General features: G+C 71.7%; 15 protein-coding genes. 6 read left to right on the forward strand and 9 right to left on the reverse strand.

Translation table 11 applies throughout. The annotated features are described in order from the left end of the window. Window positions 1-144 precede the first annotated feature (144 nt). Window positions 145-564, reverse strand: coding sequence for a hypothetical protein (locus tag WME79_RS38900; protein WP_437525491.1), 420 nt, complete (start codon window positions 562-564; stop codon window positions 145-147). 727 nt (window positions 565-1,291) lie between these two features. Here WME79_RS38900 and WME79_RS38905 point away from each other — a divergent pair. Further along, window positions 1,292-5,341 (forward strand): serine/threonine-protein kinase, encoded by a 4,050-nt coding sequence (locus WME79_RS38905; protein WP_437525492.1) that lies wholly within the window; start codon window positions 1,292-1,294, stop codon window positions 5,339-5,341. A gap of 75 nt (window positions 5,342-5,416) precedes the next feature. Here WME79_RS38905 and WME79_RS38910 read toward each other — a convergent pair whose 3' ends face one another. From WME79_RS38910 to glgC, 6 genes are all read right to left on the reverse strand, one after another. Continuing rightward, window positions 5,417-5,851 carry a hypothetical protein gene (locus WME79_RS38910; protein ID WP_437525493.1) on the reverse strand — a complete coding sequence of 145 codons (435 nt, stop codon included), beginning with the start codon at window positions 5,849-5,851 and terminating at the stop codon, window positions 5,417-5,419. Between the two features lie 346 nt (window positions 5,852-6,197). Further along, entirely contained in the window at window positions 6,198-7,172 is a 975-nt protein-coding gene (locus tag WME79_RS38915; RefSeq protein WP_437525494.1) for an alpha/beta hydrolase, read from the reverse strand. Then, window positions 7,172-7,930, reverse strand: coding sequence for an RsmE family RNA methyltransferase (locus WME79_RS38920; protein ID WP_437525495.1), 759 nt, complete (start codon window positions 7,928-7,930; stop codon window positions 7,172-7,174). The genes WME79_RS38915 and WME79_RS38920 overlap by 1 nt, the downstream gene beginning before the upstream one ends. Continuing rightward, window positions 7,927-8,880 carry a 50S ribosomal protein L11 methyltransferase gene (locus WME79_RS38925; protein ID WP_437525496.1) on the reverse strand — a complete coding sequence of 318 codons (954 nt, stop codon included), beginning with the start codon at window positions 8,878-8,880 and terminating at the stop codon, window positions 7,927-7,929. Before WME79_RS38925 ends, WME79_RS38920 begins: the two co-directional genes overlap by 4 nt. 123 nt (window positions 8,881-9,003) lie before the next feature. Next, a complete protein-coding gene (locus WME79_RS38930; protein ID WP_437525497.1) occupies window positions 9,004-9,699 on the reverse strand; it encodes a metallophosphoesterase in 696 nt (231 codons plus the stop codon). Between the two features lie 207 nt (window positions 9,700-9,906). Further along, the gene (gene glgC / locus WME79_RS38935; RefSeq protein ID WP_437525498.1) at window positions 9,907-11,175 is read right to left on the reverse strand and encodes a glucose-1-phosphate adenylyltransferase; all 1,269 of its coding nucleotides are present in this window, start codon (window positions 11,173-11,175) and stop codon (window positions 9,907-9,909) included. 483 nt (window positions 11,176-11,658) lie between these two features. Between glgC and WME79_RS38940 the strand changes: the two genes are divergently transcribed. Further along, window positions 11,659-12,363: a hypothetical protein gene (locus WME79_RS38940; protein WP_437525499.1), complete on the forward strand. Its 705-nt coding sequence runs from the start codon at window positions 11,659-11,661 to the stop codon at window positions 12,361-12,363. Between the two features lie 48 nt (window positions 12,364-12,411). On the opposite strand, the gene WME79_RS38945 is transcribed toward WME79_RS38940, so the two are convergent. After that, complete coding sequence (locus tag WME79_RS38945) at window positions 12,412-12,798, reverse strand: hypothetical protein (RefSeq protein WP_437525500.1); 387 nt, start codon at window positions 12,796-12,798, stop codon at window positions 12,412-12,414. 99 nt (window positions 12,799-12,897) lie between these two features. Beyond that, entirely contained in the window at window positions 12,898-13,266 is a 369-nt protein-coding gene (locus WME79_RS38950) for a hypothetical protein (RefSeq protein ID WP_437525501.1), read from the reverse strand. 299 nt (window positions 13,267-13,565) lie between these two features. Between WME79_RS38950 and WME79_RS38955 the strand changes: the two genes are divergently transcribed. From WME79_RS38955 to WME79_RS38970, 4 genes are all read left to right on the forward strand, one after another. Then, window positions 13,566-15,401 (forward strand): chloride channel protein, encoded by a 1,836-nt coding sequence (locus WME79_RS38955; protein WP_437525502.1) that lies wholly within the window; start codon window positions 13,566-13,568, stop codon window positions 15,399-15,401. Between the two features lie 345 nt (window positions 15,402-15,746). Further along, complete coding sequence (locus tag WME79_RS38960; RefSeq protein ID WP_012239707.1) at window positions 15,747-16,214, forward strand: response regulator; 468 nt, start codon at window positions 15,747-15,749, stop codon at window positions 16,212-16,214. A 53-nt stretch (window positions 16,215-16,267) separates the two neighbouring features. Continuing rightward, on the forward strand, window positions 16,268-17,896 hold the full coding sequence (locus WME79_RS38965) for a circularly permuted type 2 ATP-grasp protein (RefSeq protein WP_437525503.1): 1,629 nt from the start codon (window positions 16,268-16,270) through the stop codon (window positions 17,894-17,896). After that, window positions 17,893-18,930 (forward strand): alpha-E domain-containing protein, encoded by a 1,038-nt coding sequence (locus WME79_RS38970; protein WP_437525504.1) that lies wholly within the window; start codon window positions 17,893-17,895, stop codon window positions 18,928-18,930. The genes WME79_RS38965 and WME79_RS38970 overlap by 4 nt, the downstream gene beginning before the upstream one ends. Window positions 18,931-18,953: the final 23 nt, after the last annotated feature.

The following is an 18,953-nucleotide window of genomic DNA, read 5'->3' on the forward strand; positions in this document are numbered from 1 at the left end:
AGCGCCACGAGCCTATCTCACCCGTCTCGACATGGGCACATCTGCCCGGTGTCAGGGGGAGCCCAGAGCTCGGCCACATGCGGCGACAATCCACGAGCAAAACCCGTCAGATTCATCGCCTTGTTGGGACGCATCCGCCAACCGTCAGGAGAGCACCTCGGCGGCGGTCTTCGCCCCAAGGACGTTATCGAGCCAGCGGTCGAGGGTAGCAATGTCCGTGCATGCCTGGATGCGCGCGCTTTCGCGCTCGGTGAGCATGATCCCTGCCCGCGCAAGCAGCCGCAGCAGCGTGTCCCTCTTGCCCTTGAGCTCGCCCTCACGTAGGCCCGCGAGCTTGCTGCGGTCCATCAGCTCCCGCACGAACGGAAACCTCGCCTCGTCTTCGATCTGCCGCTCCATGACCAACGCCTCCAGAGCCCGCCGCATGGGCTCACGCAACCCGTTCCAGATGACATGAAAGTAGACCATGGCGTGCTCCTGGTCGAGCCGGCCAAGCGCAACGAGCGCGGCCTTGAGCACGGTGAGCCCGTTCGGCCCATTGCCGTGCGCCACCGCCGAGAGCACGGCCAGCTCGGCGTCCTTCTCCGCGTCCGCTGGGTCGGTGATCTCGGGGCGACGGCCGGACCGAGCACCAGCGGCTCGACGTTGCCGAGGCCCAGGCCGAGATCGATGTTCTCCGCCGCCCAGACAGCCACGCCGGCATCCGGTGCGATCACGAGGACGACCGTGCCGCAGCGCTTCTTGGCGCGCACGACCGTGACATACGTCGGCCACGAGAACTTCTTGTCTGGATCCATGTCGCGCTGGACCTCGATGACGATCGCCAGCACGAGCGCGCCGCTCGCGTCACGAAGCTCGAGCACCAGATCAGCGCGGAACTCCACCGGGATGAGCTGGTCGAGCGACGATTCGACCATCCCGACCGAGGTGTGTTGTGGCACCTCGAGGTGGAAGAGCGTTGCGAGCCAGTGGGGCGCGAGCTCGAGGTGCTCGCGGAACATCTCGACGAGGGCGTTGTGCTCGAGCGTCGGCATGACGCTCGACCTCGAGCACACCCCATGCCGACACGAAACGACGGGAGAACCCGAGGAGAGCTCCACCTCAGAGGTGGCGGCGCCATGGCGGAAAGTAGCAATCGCCCCCATCAGGGCTTGCGGCACATCCGTTTCCCCGGTTCAGCAGGACAACCACCATGGCGCCAAGGCCGCAGCTCAAAGCGGCGCCGCGGCGGCGACCTTCGCTGCGGCGCCGCGCCCTCGACCGCGCTGCACCCCTGCCCCATCTTCTCGCCATGCTGTCGCCAGCCAGCGCACAGCCGGGCGACCTCCTCGCCCAGCGCTTCGTGATCGAGCGCCAGGCCGGCCGGGGTGGCATGGGCCTCGTCTACCGCGCCCTCGATCGCGCCCGCGGCGAGCCGGTCGCGCTCAAGCTCCTGGCGAGCGAGGGCGACCGCGAGGAAGAGCGCTTTGCCGCGGAGTGCCGCATCCTCGCCGGGCTGAGCCACGCTGGCATCGTGCGCTTCGTCGCCCAGGGGGTGACCGAGGCGGGGCAGCGCTGGCTGGCCATGGAGTGGCTCGATGGCGAGGACCTCGCCGCGCGGATCGCGCGCGCGGGCCTCGGCGTGGACGACAGCGTGGCCCTCGCCCTCGCCGCGGCCGAGGCGCTCGCCGCGGCGCACGCGCGCGGCGTGATCCACCGCGACATCAAGCCCTCAAACATCTTCCTTGTCGGCGGCGACCCGCGCCGCATCAAGCTCATCGACTTCGGCATCGCGCGCCTCAGCGTCGCGACGAGCCTGCACACCCGGACCGGCGTGGTGATGGGCACCCCGGGCTACCTGGCCCCGGAGCAGGCCCGCGGCGAGCACGCCGACGCGCGTGCCGACGTCTTCGCGCTGGGGGCCGTGCTCTTCGAGTGCCTCGCCGGCCGGCCGACCTTCGCGGGGACGAACATCCTCGCGGTGCTGGCGCGGCTGCTGATCGAGCCCGCGCCGCGGGTACGCGAGCTCCGGCCCGACGTGCCGCCGGCGCTCGATGCGCTGGTCGCGCGCATGCTCGCCAAGGACCCGGCGGCCCGGCCAGCAAGCGCCGCCGAGGTCGCCGCGGCGCTGCGCGCGCTCGGGGCGCAGGGCGGCGAGCCGGCGCCAGTACACGGCGCGGCGCTCACCGCGGGGGAGCAGCGCGTGCTCTCGCTGGTCATGGCCACGCCGGCGGGCGCTGCCTGCGCGGCCGGCGAGACGCTGCCCTCCGAGGTCGCGGCGGGCGCCGCCTGCGCGGCCGGCGAGACGCTGCCCTCCGAGGTGCCCGCGGCGCGGCGGCGGCGCCTCGAGGCCGCGATCTCCCGCCTCGGCGGCCGGGTGGACCAGCTCGCCGGCGGCGGGGTGCTGGTGAGCCTCCAAAGCAAGGGGAGCGCGACCGATCAGGCCGCGCGCGCGGCCCGGTGCGCGATGGTGCTCGGACCGCTGCTCGGCGACGGCGGGGGTGCGGCGCGGATCGCGGTCGTCACTGGGCGCGCGGAGCTCACCGGGCAGACGCCGGTCGGGGATCTCATCGATCGCGCCGCCACCCTGGTGGCCAGCGCGCCCCCCGCGGCAGGCGTCGCGATGCTCGACGAGGTGACCCGGGCGCTGCTCGACCCCCGCTTCGAGGTGCGGCGCGGCCCGGCCGGCTTCGAGCTCCACGGCGAGCGGGAGGCGGGCGGGGGCGCGCGCATGCTGCTCGGGCGAAAGAGCCCGTGCGTCGGCCGCGACCGCGAGCTCCGCGCGCTCGTGGATCTCTTCGAGGAGTGCGCCGGCGAGGGGCTCGCCCGGGCGGCGCTGGTGACCGGGCCGCCGGGCATCGGCAAATCGCGCCTCTGCGACGAGGTGCTCCAGCGCATCCGCGCGCTCCGGCCCGACGTGGAGATCTGGACGGGCCGCGCCGACGTGGTGGGCGAGGGCGCGCCCTTCGGGGTGCTGGGCGCGGCCATCCGCTGCGCCACCAGCGCGCTGGCCGGCGCGCCGCTCGGCGAGCGGCAGGCGCGGATCCGCGCGCGGGTCGCGCGGCGCGTGCCCGAGGCCGAGCAGCGCCGCGTCGCGGAGATGCTCGGCGAGATCGCGGGCGCGCCCTTCCCCGACGAGAAGAGCCCCGCCCTCCGCGCGGCGCGCCAGCACCCGGCCGCGATGGCGGAGCAGATCGGCCGCGCCTTCGAGGACTTCGTGGCCGCCGAGGCCGAGGCCCGGCCGATCCTGCTGGCGCTCGACGACCTGCACTGGGGCGACCTGCCCTCGGTGCGGCTCCTGGGTGAGGCGCTGCGCCGGCTCGAGGATCGGCCGCTCTTCGTGCTGGCGCTGGGGCGTCCCGAGGTGCACGAGCGCTTCTCCGGGCTGTGGGCCGAGCGCAGCGTCCAGGAGATCCGGCTCGCCCCGCTGCCGCGCCGCGCGGCCGAGCGGCTCGCCCGGCACGCGCTCGGCGGCGCCGTGGGCGCGCCCAGGATCGCCGAGCTGGTCGAGCGCGCGGCCGGCAACCCGTTCTATCTGGAGGAGCTCATCCGCGCGGTCAGCGAGGGGCGCGGCGAGGCGCTGCCCGAGACCGTGCTGGCCATGGTGCACGCGCGGATCAGCGCGCTCGATCCGGCGGAACGGCGGGTGCTGCGCGCGGCCAGCGTCTTCGGCGAGGTGTTCTGGGCCGGCGGGGCGCGGTGCCTGCTCGGCGGCGATCTGGCCCCTCAGACCTGGGGCCATCCCCCGCCCGGGGGCGACGACGTGACCCTGCCCGCGACCGGCGCGGCGACCTGGATGGGCGAGGCGCCGCACCTGCCCTGCGACGAGCCCGCCTCGCCGGTGAGCGGAGCGCTCGCGTCGCTCGTCGCGCGCGAGGTGATCGAGCGCCGCGCCGAGAGCCGCTTTCCGGGCGAGGAGGAGCTGGCGTTCCGCCACGCGCTGCTGCGCGAGGGCGCGTACGCGACCCTGACCGACGCCGATCGCGCGCTAGGGCACAAGCTGGCCGCGGCGTGGCTCACGGCGGCGGGCGAGAGCGATCCCGGGGTGCTCGCCGAGCACCTGGAGCGCGGCGGCGAGCGCGCCCAGGCGGCTGCCCGCTACCTGGAGGCGGCGGAGCTGCTCCTGCGCGGGGGCGACACCGCGGGGGCGATCGAGCGCGCGGAGCGCGGCGTGCAGTGCGGCGCCGAGGGCGAGCTCCACGGGGCGCTGCGGCTTCTGCAGTGCGAGGCGCTCTCCTGGGTAGGGGAGAAGGCTCGGGCCGGCCCTCTGGCGAAGCAGGTGCAGCGCCTCGCCCGACCGGGAAGCCGGAACTGGTGCCTGGCGACGGCCAAGCTGCTCTGGAACCTGCTGGGGGAGTACGGGTCGGCGGAGCTCATCGATCTGGTCTCTGGAGATCTCCTCGCGATGGATCCCGACCCCGAGGCGGCCGCAGCCTTCGCGCAAGCGCTGTATCTTGCCTGGTGCCGGCTGATGTTCATGGAGCAATGTGAGCTGGCCGAGGCTTACCGCGCGCGGCTCGATCGCCTCGACGAATCGCTCGGCCGCCGAGATCTGCTTGTGTCCGGCCACTGGCGCCTAGTGCAGGCGGAGGAGGCGCGCTTCCTTCGCGGTGACAGCTGGGCGGCGCTCCAGCTCCTGCGCCAGGCAGAGGCCGCGTTCGACGCGGCGGGGATGCGGTTACTGGTGGAGTACGCGCGCGCGGGCATCGCCCAGGCCTACATCGAGCTCGGGGTCCACGACCGCGCCGAGGAGCTCCTGCGCACCCTCCTGCCCGAGGGCAGCTCCCGAGCCGACGTGAGCGGCGGGGTAGCTCGGTTCTGGCGCGCGCTCCTGCGCAGCGCGCGCGGCCTGCTCAACGAGGCGATCACGGATATCGCCGACCTCGCCAGCGCCCTCGCGGCGCAGCAGGATCGGGACTTCGAGAGACTGACGCACGTGCTGCACGCAAGCCTGCTTTATCGGCGCGGCGACCTCACCGCGGCCGAGCGCGAGGCGCTCGCGGGGATCGAGGGGCTCGCGACGCCCTCGCTGGCCCATGACTGGGGCAGATCGGTGCTCGCGCGGGTGAGGCTCGCCCAAGACCGCGCCGCCGAGGCCGCGGCGATCGCAGAGGACCTCGTGGCGCGCCTGCAAGCGATCGGGCTCAGACCTCCAGAGGCGACCGAGCTCACGCTGGTGCACGCCGAGGCGCTCTATGCAGCGGGATCGACCGACGAGGCGCGCGCGGCCGTGGCGGCAGCGCGCGCGGACCTGCTCGCGCGCGCGGACCGGATCCCGGATGCGGAGATCCGGCGGTGCTTCCTCGAGAACGTCCCCGGGAACGCTCGGCTGCTGGCGCTCGCGGAGGCGTGGATCGGCTGAGGCATCAGGCGCCGCGCAATCTCAGCGCCTCGGGGACGGTCGCCGACACCGAGCGCGAGATAAGCAAGCCTCTCCTCATTGCCTGACGTCGATTCCTTTTTCTCTCAGGCGCCGGATGATGTCCTGACCGTTCATCTCCCAGAGGTCACCAGGGTCGATCTCTTGCACCTGGCCGTCCCTCCCCTTCACAATCCACACCTCGTACTCGCGATTCTTTCTGTTCCTGGCGGTGCCAATCGCGATGGATGCGACCTCAGCGAGACGAAATCCCTTCACGGTCGGCGCGAACCAGAAACCCGTCGTCTGCTCCAGCTTCTGGTCGTCGAGTACGACCCGATCCATCGCCAGCATCGGCGCGAAGAGGCCACCCGCTACCGCAGAGACCCCGAATGCGATCAGGGCGATTGTCAGCGGCTGACGCCTCCATAGCAGGAGCGCGCCGATCGACGCAGCAAGGACCGCGATGGCAATCGCAATGCCGGGCACATAGCTTGAGAATGTATAGATCATGCTGCCTTACCTGACGCACCTGGCATTCTACCGCGAGACCCGAGCGAATGTGAGGGACCGAATCGCCTCACGCGCGGGATGGTGATACGTAGTGCTGGCGAGGCGCCATAGAGCACCGATCTCATTGGAATCCCCGGGGAATCAACTTACCGAGAAGAAAACCGCAAGAGCGCAAGGGACACAAGGGGAAGAGGGAAGATGATTTTTAGCTCTGTTCCCTTGCGCCCCTTGCGCCCTTGCGGTCTCTCTTCTTACCGCCGTCCGTGCCGTTCCAGCTTGCTCCCCGACGGATCCAGCGGTCGGCACCACCTATCGAATTCAGGCGATCTTCAATCTTTTCGGTGCTCTACCGCGCCTCGTGCTCGCGCCAGAAGGCGAACGCCTCGTCCAGGTACACCTCCTTCGCGCCGTGGCCGAACGGGTGCTCGGCGACGCGCACGGGCCAGCCCGCGCTGCGCAGCACGCCGGCGAGGGCGCGGGCCGAGCCGCCCACCGTGTCGTGGGCGCCAAAGCCGATGTAGAACGGCCTCGGCGCGAGCGTCGCGAGCTCGAGCGTCGCGTGGCCTCCCCCGCCGGACATCGCGCCGAAGCCGTTGGCGTCGATCCCGCCGCGCAGCGCGAGCGCCGCGGCGAAGTACGCGCCCGACGACGAGCCAGCGACGTACACCCGCGAGAACGAGGCGCCGGCGATCTCCTCGAGCTTCCTCCGCTTCTCCGCGAACGACGCGACGAGCGCGGCGGCGTGCTCGTCGTACGCCCGCCCGCCCGTCGGCCAGCCCCACCAGCTCGCGTAGCCCTTCGGCGCGAGGCCGACCTTGCCGCGCGGCATCAGCGCGGCGACGCCCGCGCGCCGGGCGGCGCGGGACACGACCGTCTCGAAGTTGGTCTTCTGCTGGCTCTCCTTCCCCGGCGGGACGATGCCGTGGAGGTAGAGCAGCAGCGTCCGGGTCGGCGCGTCCGGCAGCACGTAGCAGGTCTCCTCGTCGAGCGCGTCGACGCCGTCGATGCACCAGTCCGTCTCGACGCGCGGCGGGCGCGCTCGGGGCCACGGCGCCGGCTCGGGCGGCGCGGTCGCGGCGGTGGTGACGGGCGGGGTCGGCGCTGCGGGCACGACGCTGGGCTCCGCTGGACCAAGCGCGGCCCCGTCGGGCGCTGGCGCCCGCGCGCTCCTCGGAGCGTCTGCCGTGTTGCTGCACGCGCAGAGCGCGACCGCGAGCGCGCCGAGCAACGCCGCGATCCACCGCGCCGCACCTCGCGACGACGAGCCGCTGGCGCTGCGACCAGCGCTGGCCAGCGCGCCGCTCGCCGACCGCCGCCCCATCACCCCGCGCGCGCGTCGCTCACCGCGATCAGCGCCCCGAGCGCCGCCGCGCACACGGTCTCCGTGCGCAGCGTCAGCGCGCCGAGGCGCACTCGCTCGAACCCGAGCGCCGCGCACATGCCGAGCTCCTCCGGCGTGAACCCGCCCTCCGGCCCGACCGCGAACGCCGCCTCCATGCCCGGCGAGAGCGCGGCCAGCCGCGCGCCGAGCGGCGTCTCCGCGTAGGGATCCAGGCACAACCCCAGCGCACCGCCCTCCGTCGAAGGCGACGCCCCCGCCTCCGCAAGCGCCGCCGCGAGGCTCATCGGCGCCTCCACCCGAGGAGCGTCCCCGCGGCCGCACTGCCGCGCCGCCTCGACCGCGATCCGGCGCCAGCGCTGGCTCCTGTCCTCGGCGGGCCGCGCCACGCTCCGCGCCGAGATCGCCGGGATGATCCGCGTCGCCCCGAGCTCGGTCGCGTCGCGCACCACGGCGTCCATCTTGTCGCCCTTGCCCACCGCCTGGATCCACGTCACGCGCCGGCCTGGCCGCAGCGCGGCCGGGCGGGGCGCGTCGATGCGCGCCTCCGCCCCGCGGCGGCCGATCGACTCGAGCGTGGCCTCGGCCTCGACCCCGAGCTCCGGATCGAACACGACGAACCGATCTCCCTCGCGGAGGCGGTGCACCCGCACGACGTAGCTCGCCGCCTCGGGCGGCAGCGCGATCACGCCGGCCGCGATCGAGCCGAGCGGCACCCGCAAAAGCCCCGGGCCGCTCATCCCGTCGAGGACGCCGCGCCGCCCGGCGCGCGGAACAGGAGCGCCACCCAGCCCTCGCCGCCCGCGTCGCCCCGCCCCGCCCGGCGATCGCCGCCCGACGACGCCGGATCCGGCCGGGTCGCGACGTGCGCGAGCGGGCGCGGCAGCGACGTGTACCGCGCGATCAGATCGTCGCGCTCGCTCTCGAGGATGCCCGACAGGATCAGCCAGCCGCCCGGATCGAGCACACGCGCGAGCTCCGGCGCCAGCGGCCGCAGCACCCGCGCCTCGATGTTCGCGACGACCCACGGGAACCGCCGCGTCACCCCCTCGACCACGCCGGCGCTCGCCTCGATGCGGCCCTCGAGGCCGTTGCGCGCCGCGTTCTCGAGGACCACCTCGATCACGTCCTCGTCGTTGTCGATCGCGACCGCCCGCTCTGCGCCGAGCAGCAGCGCGACGAGCGCGAGGATGCCGCTGCCCGTGCCCACGTCGAGGATCTCACGACCGCGGAGCTCCGCCGCGTGCTCGTCGAGGAGCTCCGCCACGAGCGCCGTCGTCGCGTGGAGCCCCGTGCCGAACGCCCTGCCCGGCTCGAGCAGGAGCACCCGCTCGCCCTCGCGCTGCGGCCCGCGCTCCGCCCACGGCGGCACGACCGTGATCGTGGGCGTCAGCGCGAACGGCGCGAAGTGCTCCTTCCACGCGTCGCGCCAGGCGTCGCCCACCACCTCCTCGAGCCGCGCGGCGAGCGGCGGCGACAGCTCCCCGAGCGCCGCGATGGCCTCCATCGCCTCGCCGTGCTCCTCGAAGCTGGCGACGAGCGTCACCTGGCCCGAGCGCGCGCCGCGGACGAGGGTCTGCTCGTCGCGCTGCTCGACGCCGCTGGCGCCCAGCTCGAAGAGCAGGGCGCCGATCTCGTCGGCCTCCGGCTCGGGGACATCGACTGCAACGAACGGGTATCGAGGCTCCACCTGGCTTGCTCCGTGACGGGCCGCCGGCCTGGAGAGCGGCCGCGGCGCGGACGGGAGCCTAACGAAATTCCCGCAGAGAGGCGCGGCCGATCGCGCGGAAGCGCTGGAAGATGCGGAGCATTTTTAACGTCCTACATAGCGGCGCCGCGCCGGGACCGAGACCAGGACCTCGGAGCGCGACGCCGGCGGCGGGACGCGCTCACCGTCGTGGAGCACCATCGCGGTCAAGCGCCCCCCGTAGACCGCGCCCGTGTCGATCCCGGTCGCCCACGTGTGCATCTGCGGCTCGCTCCGCGCGTTGTGACCGAACACCACGTGCGGCGGTCCCTGGTACGTCTGGCCCCACAGCGTCTTGCCCCCGCGGCGCTCGACCGGCTCGCCGTAGCGGCCGAGGCAGCGCACGTACATCAACGTGTGCGGATCCTGTCGCTCGATTGGCAGCCCAGGGATCAACCCTGCATGGACCACACGGAGCCCGTGCTCCGGCAGATCCAGCCAGTACGGCAGCGTCTCGAGCCACGCCCAGTCCCGCTTGCGCAGTTGCTGCGCGGTCTCCTTCGAGAGCTCCCCCAGCGGCTCGCCGCGAGGATCGCTCCGCCCGGCACGCCAGCGGAGCAGCCGATCCTCGTGGTTGCCCCGCACGGAGATCGCGCCGACCTCCCGGAGCAGATCGAGCGTTCCGCACGGATCAGGGCCGCGCACGATCAGATCGCCGACCATGACGACCCGATCGCCCGATTCGAGGCCCACGTGCTCGATCAGCCGCGCCAGCTCATCCCGGCAGCCGTGAACGTCACCGATGATGATCGTGCGCGGCATCTCACACCCAACGTAGCAGGGACGCCCCTTCCATGGGGGGCGCCCAGGCCCGTCCCCGCGGACGCCGCAGGACCGCGCGGCCCCGCCGGCGAGCGCGCAGCGGCCACCACGCGCCGCCGCGCGCCGCGATCGGAATTTTACATGCAATTCAGGGTAGTTACACGCCGGCCACCTGGAGGGCGCCGCGCTGGGCGCCGGTCAGGCGCATTACGGGGAGTCGATCTTGGCGCGCTTCGGGATCACGACGATCCCGCCCTCGCTGACGAACCACTTCTTGCGGTCCTCCTCGAGGTTGAAGCCGATCTCGGCGCCGGCGGGGATCTCGACGTCCTTGTCGATGATGCAGCGGCGGAGCTTGACGTGGCGCCCGATCTTGACGTCCTCGAACAGCACGCACTCCTCGATGTGGCTGAAGGAGTTCACGCGGACGCGGTTCGAGAGCACGCTCCGGTGGATCCTGCCGCCGGAGATGATGCACCCGAGCGAGACCAGGCTGTCCGTGGCGATGCCGACGCGCGCGTTCGCCTCGTCGCGGAAGACGAACTTGGCGGGCGGGTCGTGGCTGATCCCGGTCCGGATCGGCCAGCGCGGGTTGTAGAAATTGAACGCCGGCTGGATGCTGACGAGATCCATCTGGGCCGCCCAGTACGCGTCGATCGTCCCGATGTCGCGCCAGTACCCCGCGCCCTCGTCCTCGCCGGGGACGCGGTTCTCGTGGAAATCGTAGACGTAGACGCGGCTGCCGCTCTGGACCATGCGCGGGATGATGTCGCGCCCGAAATCGTGCGCGCTGTCCTCGGTCGCGGCGTCGTGCTCGAGGACGTCGAGCAGCGCCTTCGTCTTGAAGATGTAGTTGCCCATCGACGCGAGGCACATGCCCGGCCTGCCGGGCATGCTCGGCGGATCCTGCGCCTTCTCGTGGAAGGCGAGGATGCGCCCCGACTCGTCGCACTCGATGACGCCGAAGGCCCGGGCTTCGTCCTTCGGCACCGGGATGGCGGCGACGGTCACCTCCGCGTCGCGCGACAGGTGATCGTGCAGCATCTGGCGCACGTCCATCTTGTAGACATGGTCGCCGCCGAAGATGCAGAGGTGCTCGGGCGACTCGTCCGTGATGACGTGCTGGGTCTGGTAGACGGCGTCCGCCGACCCCTTGAACCAGCTCTTGCCCGTACGCTGCTGCGCTGGGACGGTCTCGATGAAGCTGTCGAGCATCGGCGAGAGGCGCCAAGCTCGGGCGATGTGCTCGTCTAACGACGCGCTCTTGTACTGCGTGAGGATCTTGATGCGGTGCAGGCCGGAGTTGACGAAGTTCGAGAGGACGATGTCGATGATCCGGTACCGGCCGCCGAACGGCACGGCCGGCTTCGCCCGGTCGTGCGTCAGGGGGCCGAGCCGGCGGCCCTCGCCGCCAGCAAGGATCATCACCAAAACCTTCGAGGCTTCGAAAGCGGTGCGCAGGGTCGTCTCGCGCATGGGACGGAGAGGGTACTCGATCGATGTTGCCATCGCGAAGAGCGGAAACACGTCCTTCGCGTATTCGAGGCAACCCAGGGACCGGGAGAACGCCACGGAGAGCCGCGCAACCCGGCCTGGCGGCGCGGGGCGGGGCCGGGCGGGTCGCGCGGCGCGCGTCGCCGAGGCGCCTCTCGCGCCCTCCTGCCCCGCGATCGGGCGGCGCCGGCAGCGGCCCGTCGCGCTCTGCCATCCTCCGCCCATCCTCCGCCCATCCTCCGCCGCGGTGCGCTGCCGCGCGCCGATGCGCGACGATGATCGATGAAGAGAGGGGGACGTCTCCGTTTCTCTTTACGATCGACTCGTGGCCGTGTTAGCCGTTTCCGCCGTCGCGCGCGCATGCGAGAGGCGCCTGACCCGCACGCGGCGCACCGCTGTCCGAGGGCTATTCCAGCGCTGGATCTTTCCTGCTGGAGGGCCCGTCACGCTGACCTTGGAGATGCCATGAACGCCCGATTCGGTCGAACCCTCCTCGCCGCTATCCTCCTCGTCGCGGGCACTTCAGGGTGCGGAACGGACGAGCAGCCCTACCAGGCAAAGCCCGCCTTCAGCGGCCGCAAAGCGACCCTGCCCGCGGTGCCGACGCTGCCCGCGAAGAACAAGAAGCAGGGCGACGCTTACACGGTCTGGGGCGTCACGCACGACCTCCGGAGCCGCGTCCACTTCGAGGACGTGAACGGCAAGAAGCTCTCGATCGTCGGCTACATCGTCAAGACGAACCTCGCGGAGGCCCCCGCCTGTGCCGTGCACAAGACGGGCAAGGGTGACCCGGCGGACTGCAAGGCGCCGGTCCCGAGCTTCGCGATCGCCGACGAGAAGGGCGAGACGAAGGACATGATCGACGTCATGGGCTGGGCGTCGAACTTCGCGCAGATCTACAGCATGATCGAGGCGATCGACAAAGCGCCGCGCGGCAAAGAGGGCGAGGCGAAGCTCACGGACGAGTTCTGGGGCCAGGAGCTGCCGAACCCGATCCCGGCCGTCGGCGCGAAGGTGAAGGTCACCGGCACCTACGGCGTGACGTTCACGAAGTCGACCGGCGGCGCGGCGGCCAACCCGAAGTACGGCATCCTGTCCGCGGAGCAGATCGAGTACCTGGAGCCGCCGCCCGAGAAGGCCATCCTCCCCGGCATGAAGCGCAAGCCCTGACGCTGCCGCTCGCGGCAGCGGCGCGCCATCGCGCCGCGCCGCGCCGCTTCACGTCAGGATGGACCGGATACCGCTGCTCGGTTCGGTCGCCGCCGACTCGAAGACGGCCTCGACGAGCAGCCGCCGCGCCGACTCGTCGTCCGCTTCCCGGCGGTCGACGCGCACCAGCGACGCCGGCGCCTGGCGGGTGATCGCGTCGAACACCTCCCGATCGAACCGGTACAGCTCCTCCCCCACGATCACGGCGTACAGCTGCGACGCCGCGCTCGTCGCCCGGAGCGAGCGCAGATCGCACTCGCGCACCGCCACCCCGAGCCGAGCCCCCGCCTCCCGGCACACGGCAACGAGCTCGGCAGGACAACCGGCCACGATCACGAGCGGAGCGGGCGGAGCGTTCGGGACCACGGCCTTGCGCGGCTTCGTACCGTCCTCCATAGCCGCCTCAGCGTAGGCCACGAGTTGAGTACGCCGGCAAGGGAATTGTTTCGTCAGGCACCACCGGCAAGCCCGTCTTTCTGCGCGAGAGAGCGGCGATCAACGCACCCCCGCTCCCTGCTGGATGTGCCACCCTCGGCCCTCTGCCACGCCGATGAAACGGATCCGCCCCGACCGCTCCATATCGTCGACTAGCTCCTCCGCCTCGAGCTGCGAGATGTCGATCCGGTCGCAGAGCACATCCCGGAACCGGGTCTTGCCCTGCACGTAATCCTCGTCGATCAGCGTGCCAAGCGAGCCCGCCAGGATCTCGGCGGCCAGGTCGAGCGCCACCACGGGCGTGACCACGGTCTCGGCGGTCGTGCGGACGCTCTCGTCCGTCGTCTGGACGGCCGCGTCGCCCATCGTGACGCTCGCGTCTCCGGTGATGAGGGTGCCGTACTCGACGGTGCTCCGATCGGTCGTCATGACTCCACCTCGTCCGGGCTCGGGCGGGTCCGGAGGCCGCGCCCGCGCCAGGCTTCCTTCCTCCCTCATGGAGCGCGGAAGGCCCGAGCGGAAGCCGAGCGGAAGCTGACACCGCGAGGGAGCTTCTGGGAACGCCGATCCTGGCGGCGATTTCAGGGGGCAACCCGCCGAAGATCAGGGAAGCTACCGCTCCTGCCAGGCCCATCGCTCGACGGGGGAGCCCTGGGCCACGGATCATGATGTCGTCCCGCGAGTACTCCCCATCACGCCCCAGCCGCACGGGGGCGGCGCGCACGCCGATGCCCCGCGCGCAGGGGTTGATCCCGTTCCAGCTCGTCGGTCGGGTGCTGCTCCACGCGATCCTCGTCGGCGTGACGGCCGGCATCGCCGGCTCGCTGTTCTTCGCCGCCCTCGAGCTCGCCGAGCACGAGCTCTTCATCGCGGTCACCGGCTACGAACCGCTCCGCGCCAAGGGCGAGGCGGTGCTCTCGAGCACGCACATCGGGGCGTTCCGGCCCTGGCTCGTCCTCATCCTGCCGGCGTTCGGCGCCCTCGTCGGCGGGGTGCTCACGGCGAAGCTCGCGCCCGAGACCCGCGGCGGCGGCGGCGACGCCTTCATCCGGGCGTTCCACCACATGGGCGGCCATATCCGCAGCCGCGTCCCGGTGGTGAAGGCGCTGGCCTCCATCTTCACGCTCGGCTGCGGCGGGGCCGGCGGGCGCGAGGGGCCGACGATGCAGATCGGCGGCGCGCTCGGCTCGATCATCGGGCGCGCCCTCCGGGTGGACACGCGCGAGCGGCGGATCCTGCTCATCGCCGGCGCGGCCGCGGGCATGGCGGCCGTGTTCCGGACGCCGCTCGGGGCCGCGCTCCTCGCCGTCGAGGTGCTGCACCGCGACGACTTCGAGGCCGACGCGCTCATCCCCTCCATCCTCGCGAGCGTCGTCTCGTACTCCGTCTTCATTTACTTCTTCGGCGAGTCGACCCTCTTCGCGCACGCGCCCCGCTACCCGTTCATCCCGAGCCACCTCCCCCTCTACGCCGCGCTCGCGCTCGTCGTCTCGCTCGTGGCCACGGTCTTCCTCCGGACGCTGCACGCCGTGGAGCACACGGTGCACCGGATCCCGCTGCCGCCCTGGGCAAAGCCCGCGCTCGGCGGCCTCGCGCTCGGCGCGCTCGTGACCCCGCTGCTGATGCTCCTCGGGCCGCGCTTCGACAGGCCGGGGGAGGGGTTCGGGATGCTGGGCGCGGGTTATGGCGCGGCCCAGATCGCGATCACGGGGGCCCCGTGGCTGCCGGGCGGGTGGACCGCGGTGCAGCTCCTGCTCGTGCTGCTCGCCACGAAGATCGTCGCGACCTCGCTCACCGTCGGCTCGGGCGGCAGCGCGGGGGACTTCGGCCCCTCGCTCGTGCTCGGCGCGCTCACGGGCGGGGCCTTCGGGCGCGCGGCGGAGCTCCTCCTCGGCGACCCGCGCATCGACCCCGGCGCGTTCGCGCTCGTCGGGATGGGCACGTTCTACGGCGGGATCGCGCACGTGCCGATCGCCTCGCTCGTCATGGTCTGCGAGCTCGCCGGCAGCTACGACCTGCTCGTGCCGCTCATGCTCTGCGAGGGCATCGCCTTCGTGGCGCTCAGGCACAGCACCCTGTACCGCGCGCAGGTCGCGACCAAGCGCGAGTCCCCGGCGCACCGGGGCGAGCTCATCGTCGACGTGCTCCGCAGCATCCGCGTCGCGGACATCGTCATCCGCAGCCGCCCGTTCGTGTCGTTCGAGGCGCGGACCCCCGCCTCGATCGTCGTCGAGCGCATCGCGGCGTGCGAGTGGCAGGACACCTTCCCGGTGCTCTCCGAGGACGGCAAGGTCGTCGGCACCATCGACGCCGAGATCCTCCGCGCCACCGCGACGAGCCCCGAGCTCTCGGGGCTCGCGATCGCGCACGACATGATGGCGAGCCCCGCCTCGGTGAACGAAGCGGAGGACCTGCACCACGCGCTCCAGGTGCTGCTGGAGCTGCGCGTTCGGGAGCTCCTGGTCACCGACGCCGAGGGCAAGATCGTCGGCATCCTGGACGAATCCGACGTCACGCGCGCCTACCACGACGCGACGGCGGAGCTGGAGAGCGCGGGTCAGTAGGAATCTCGGAACAGACGAACAACGACGAACAACGACGACCAACGACGGCGCATGGCGGACGCATGGCGCTCGACCTGGAAATTCGGGAATGGCCAACTTTCCCGCGTCCACGCGGCCGCGCGGCGGACGCGGGCCTGTCATGGGCGTGCGCACGCGGATGTCCTGGTCGCGCCGCGCGCCCGATCGTGGTTCGGGCGTAATGATGCAAGCGTTCGAACCTCACCGCTTTCGGGAGTCTCCTGAGCTTTCAATCTTGGATTCCACGCAGCGACGGAACGGAGCGCGTGGGGAATACTCTGGTTCATCCGGAGAATTCGGGGTCCGGAGAGCGCAGGGGAGAACGGCATGCTGGTCGATACGCTCGGAGGTCGGACGGTGCGGCGCAACGCAGAAGTACGAACACGATCGAGCGCGCCGAACAGCCGCGCCAAGCTCGTGGTCGTCGTGGACGACGAGCCCAACATCCAGGAGGTCGTGAGCATGATCCTGGAGAGCGAGGGCGGCTACGAGGTGCGCTGCGCCTCGAACGGCGAGGAGGCGCTGGCGCTGCTCGACCAGATCGCGCCGCCGGATCTGCTCGTCGTCGACATCATGATGCCGGTGATGGACGGCTGGGGCCTGCTCACGGCGCTCCGGCACAACGAGAAGACGGCCCGTATACCAGTCATTGTTTCATCCGCGTCTTCAAAACATGACGCGACGAGCCTCGGTGTCGCTCGGGTGCTGCCCAAGCCGATCGACTACGACGCCTTCCTCGCCGCGGTCGACGAGCTCACGCGCTCCAGAGAGCGGCAAATCCTCGACGCCGAGTAGATCGCGTCGATCAGCCGACCGCGCCACTGCCTCCATCGAGGCAAAAACCGCAAATGGCCCATGGACCTCGAGGGCCGTCCAGCGGTAGCTTCACTCCAGTGTTGTTAGAGAACCCGGGTGCCGGCCTCTTCGCCGGCTACACTCCCCTCCCCGGCGCCTACGACGAGCTGTTTGGTCGAGACGGCGCTCCTCGCCCCGAGTTCCTGCGCACTGCCACGCTCCTCGGCGCGCTCGCGCCGAACGAGTTCGCGCGCGCGCAGCACCTCGCGGAGCTCGCCCTGCTCAACCAGGGCGTCACGTTCTCGGTCTACGCGGATCAGCGCGGCGCGGAGAAGATCTTCCCGCTCTGCCTCATCCCCCGGATGCTCTCCGCGGCGGACTGGGCCCACATGGAACGGGGCCTCGAGCAGCGCGTCCACGCGCTCGGCCTCTTCCTCGACGACATCTACGGAGACCAGCGCATCCTCAAAGAGGAGCGCGTCCCCCGGGACCTCGTGCTCGGCTCCGGGCAGTACCTGAAGCAGGTCCACGGCCTGCGGCCCCCGGGCGGCGTGCGCATCCACATCGCGGGCGTGGACATCATCCGCGATCCGGCCGGGACCTTCCGGGTCCTCGAGGACAACCTCCGCACGCCTTCCGGCGTCTCCTACGTGCTGGAGAACCGGCTCATCAGCAAGCGCGTCCTGCCGCACCTGCTCGACAAGGCGCGCGTGCAGCGGGTCGACCATTACCCGGCCCGGCTCGCCGAGACGCTGCGCTCGGTGTCGCCCGCGAGCCCGAGCGGCACGAGCGCCGTCGTGCTCACGCCGGGGCCCTACAACTCGGCCTATTTCGAGCACAGCTTCCTCGCGCGCACGATGGGGCTCGAGCTCGTGCAGGCCCCCGACCTGTTCGTCGATCAGGACCAGGTCTTCGTCCGGACGACGCGCGGCCCCCGCCGCGTCCACGTCATCTACCGCCGCATCGACGAGGCGTTCCTCGACCCCGAGGCCTTCCGCCCCGACAGCCTGCTCGGCGTGCGCGGCCTGATGCGCGCCTACGCCGCCGGCAACGTCGCGCTGGCGAACGCGCCCGGCAACGGCGTGGCGGACGACAAGGCCGTGTACCCCTTCGTGCCGGAGATGATCCGCTACTACCTCGGCGAGGAGCCGGTCCTCGAGCAGGTCCCCACCTATCTCTGCATGCGCGACGACGACAGGCGCTATGTGCTCGACCACCTCGACCAGCTGGTCGTCAAGGCGGTCGACGAGGCCGGCGGCTACGGCATGTTGATGGGGCCGCAGTCGACCGCCGCGCAGCGGGACGAGTTCCGGGCGCGCATCCAGGCGACGCCGCGCCGCTACATCGCCCAGCACCGGATCGAGCTCTCGACGAGCCCCACCTGGGACCCGACCGCGAAGACCGCGGTCCCGAGGAGGCTCGACCTGCGCCCCTACGTGCTGACGGGCCGCGACGGCTCGTGGGTGCTGCCCGGCGGGCTCACGCGCGTCGCGCTGGTGGCCGGCTCCTACGTCGTCAACTCGAGCCAGGGCGGGGGCTCGAAGGACACCTGGGTCCTGAAGGGCCCTGGAGAGAGCGCGCAGCGCACGCCCTCGGTCGGTGGTTCCGACGCGGGCCCCGCTGCCGCGAACAACGACCCTCCCGGCGCGGCGCCGGGCTCTGACCCCCCGGAGGCCCCGTGATCTCCCGCGTCGCCGATCACTGCTTCTGGTTCGGCCGCTACCTCGAGCGGACCGAGAACATGGCCCGCATCCTCGCCGTCACGCAGAACCTCGCGCTCGACGCCGAGATCCCGACGCAGCAGTGCTGGCTGCCGGTCATCATCGTGGCCGGGCAGAAGGCGCACTTCGGGGCCGAGCACGGCGAGGAGGCCGCGGCCGACGGCGAGCTCGTGCAGCGCTACATGAGCTTCGACGAGGACAACCCGACGAGCCTCCGCCGCTCGATCTCGGCCGCGCGCTGGAACGCGCGGTCGATCCGGGAGGTCGTCAGCCTCGAGGTGTGGGAGACCGTCAACGAGCTCCACCTCTGGGTGAACAGCGAGGAGGCGGCCGAGGAGTTCAGGTCGAGCCGCTACGCCTTCTACCGACGCGTGCGCCAGCTCACACAGCTCTGCCTCGGGCTCACGCAGAGCACGATGCTCAACGACACGCCGCTCGATTTCATCTGGCTCGGCGTGCTGCTCGAGCGCGTCGGGCAGACCGCGCGCACGCTCGACGTGCACCACCACGCCCTGACCAACCTGCCGCCGCCGCCGCCGTCCGAGATGAGCGTCCAGGCGCAGGGCGCGCTGCGCAGGCAGCACCGGGTCGTGGAGACGGCGCTCTGGCTCTCGCTCCTCCGCGCCTGCTCGGGGTTCGAGCCGTTCATGAAGCTCAACCAGGGTCAGGTGAGCGAGCAGGCTGTCGCCCAGTTCCTCCTGTACGAGCCGCGCTTCCCGCGCTCGATCCGGCACTGCGTCCACGCGGCGTTCGCGCGCCTCTGCGAGATCCGGCCGCCGGAGAGCGTGGCGCTCCCCGGCGGCGAGAGCCTCGAGCGGCTCCAGCTCCTGCACCAGTGGGTGGCCGACAGGGCAACGGAGGCGTTCGACCCGATGGCGGTCCACGTGGCGCTCACCCATGTGGTCGACGAAACGGCGATGATCTGCGACGGTATCGGTCGCGAGCTGCTCGGTTACGGGCCGCCCGACAGCAACCCCATGGTCACGAGCCAGTAGCCGCAAGAGTCGCCGACGCACCC

This window comes from Sorangium sp. So ce726 (assembly GCF_051521405.1).
Taxonomy (GTDB): domain Bacteria; phylum Myxococcota_A; class Polyangia; order Polyangiales; family Polyangiaceae; genus Sorangium.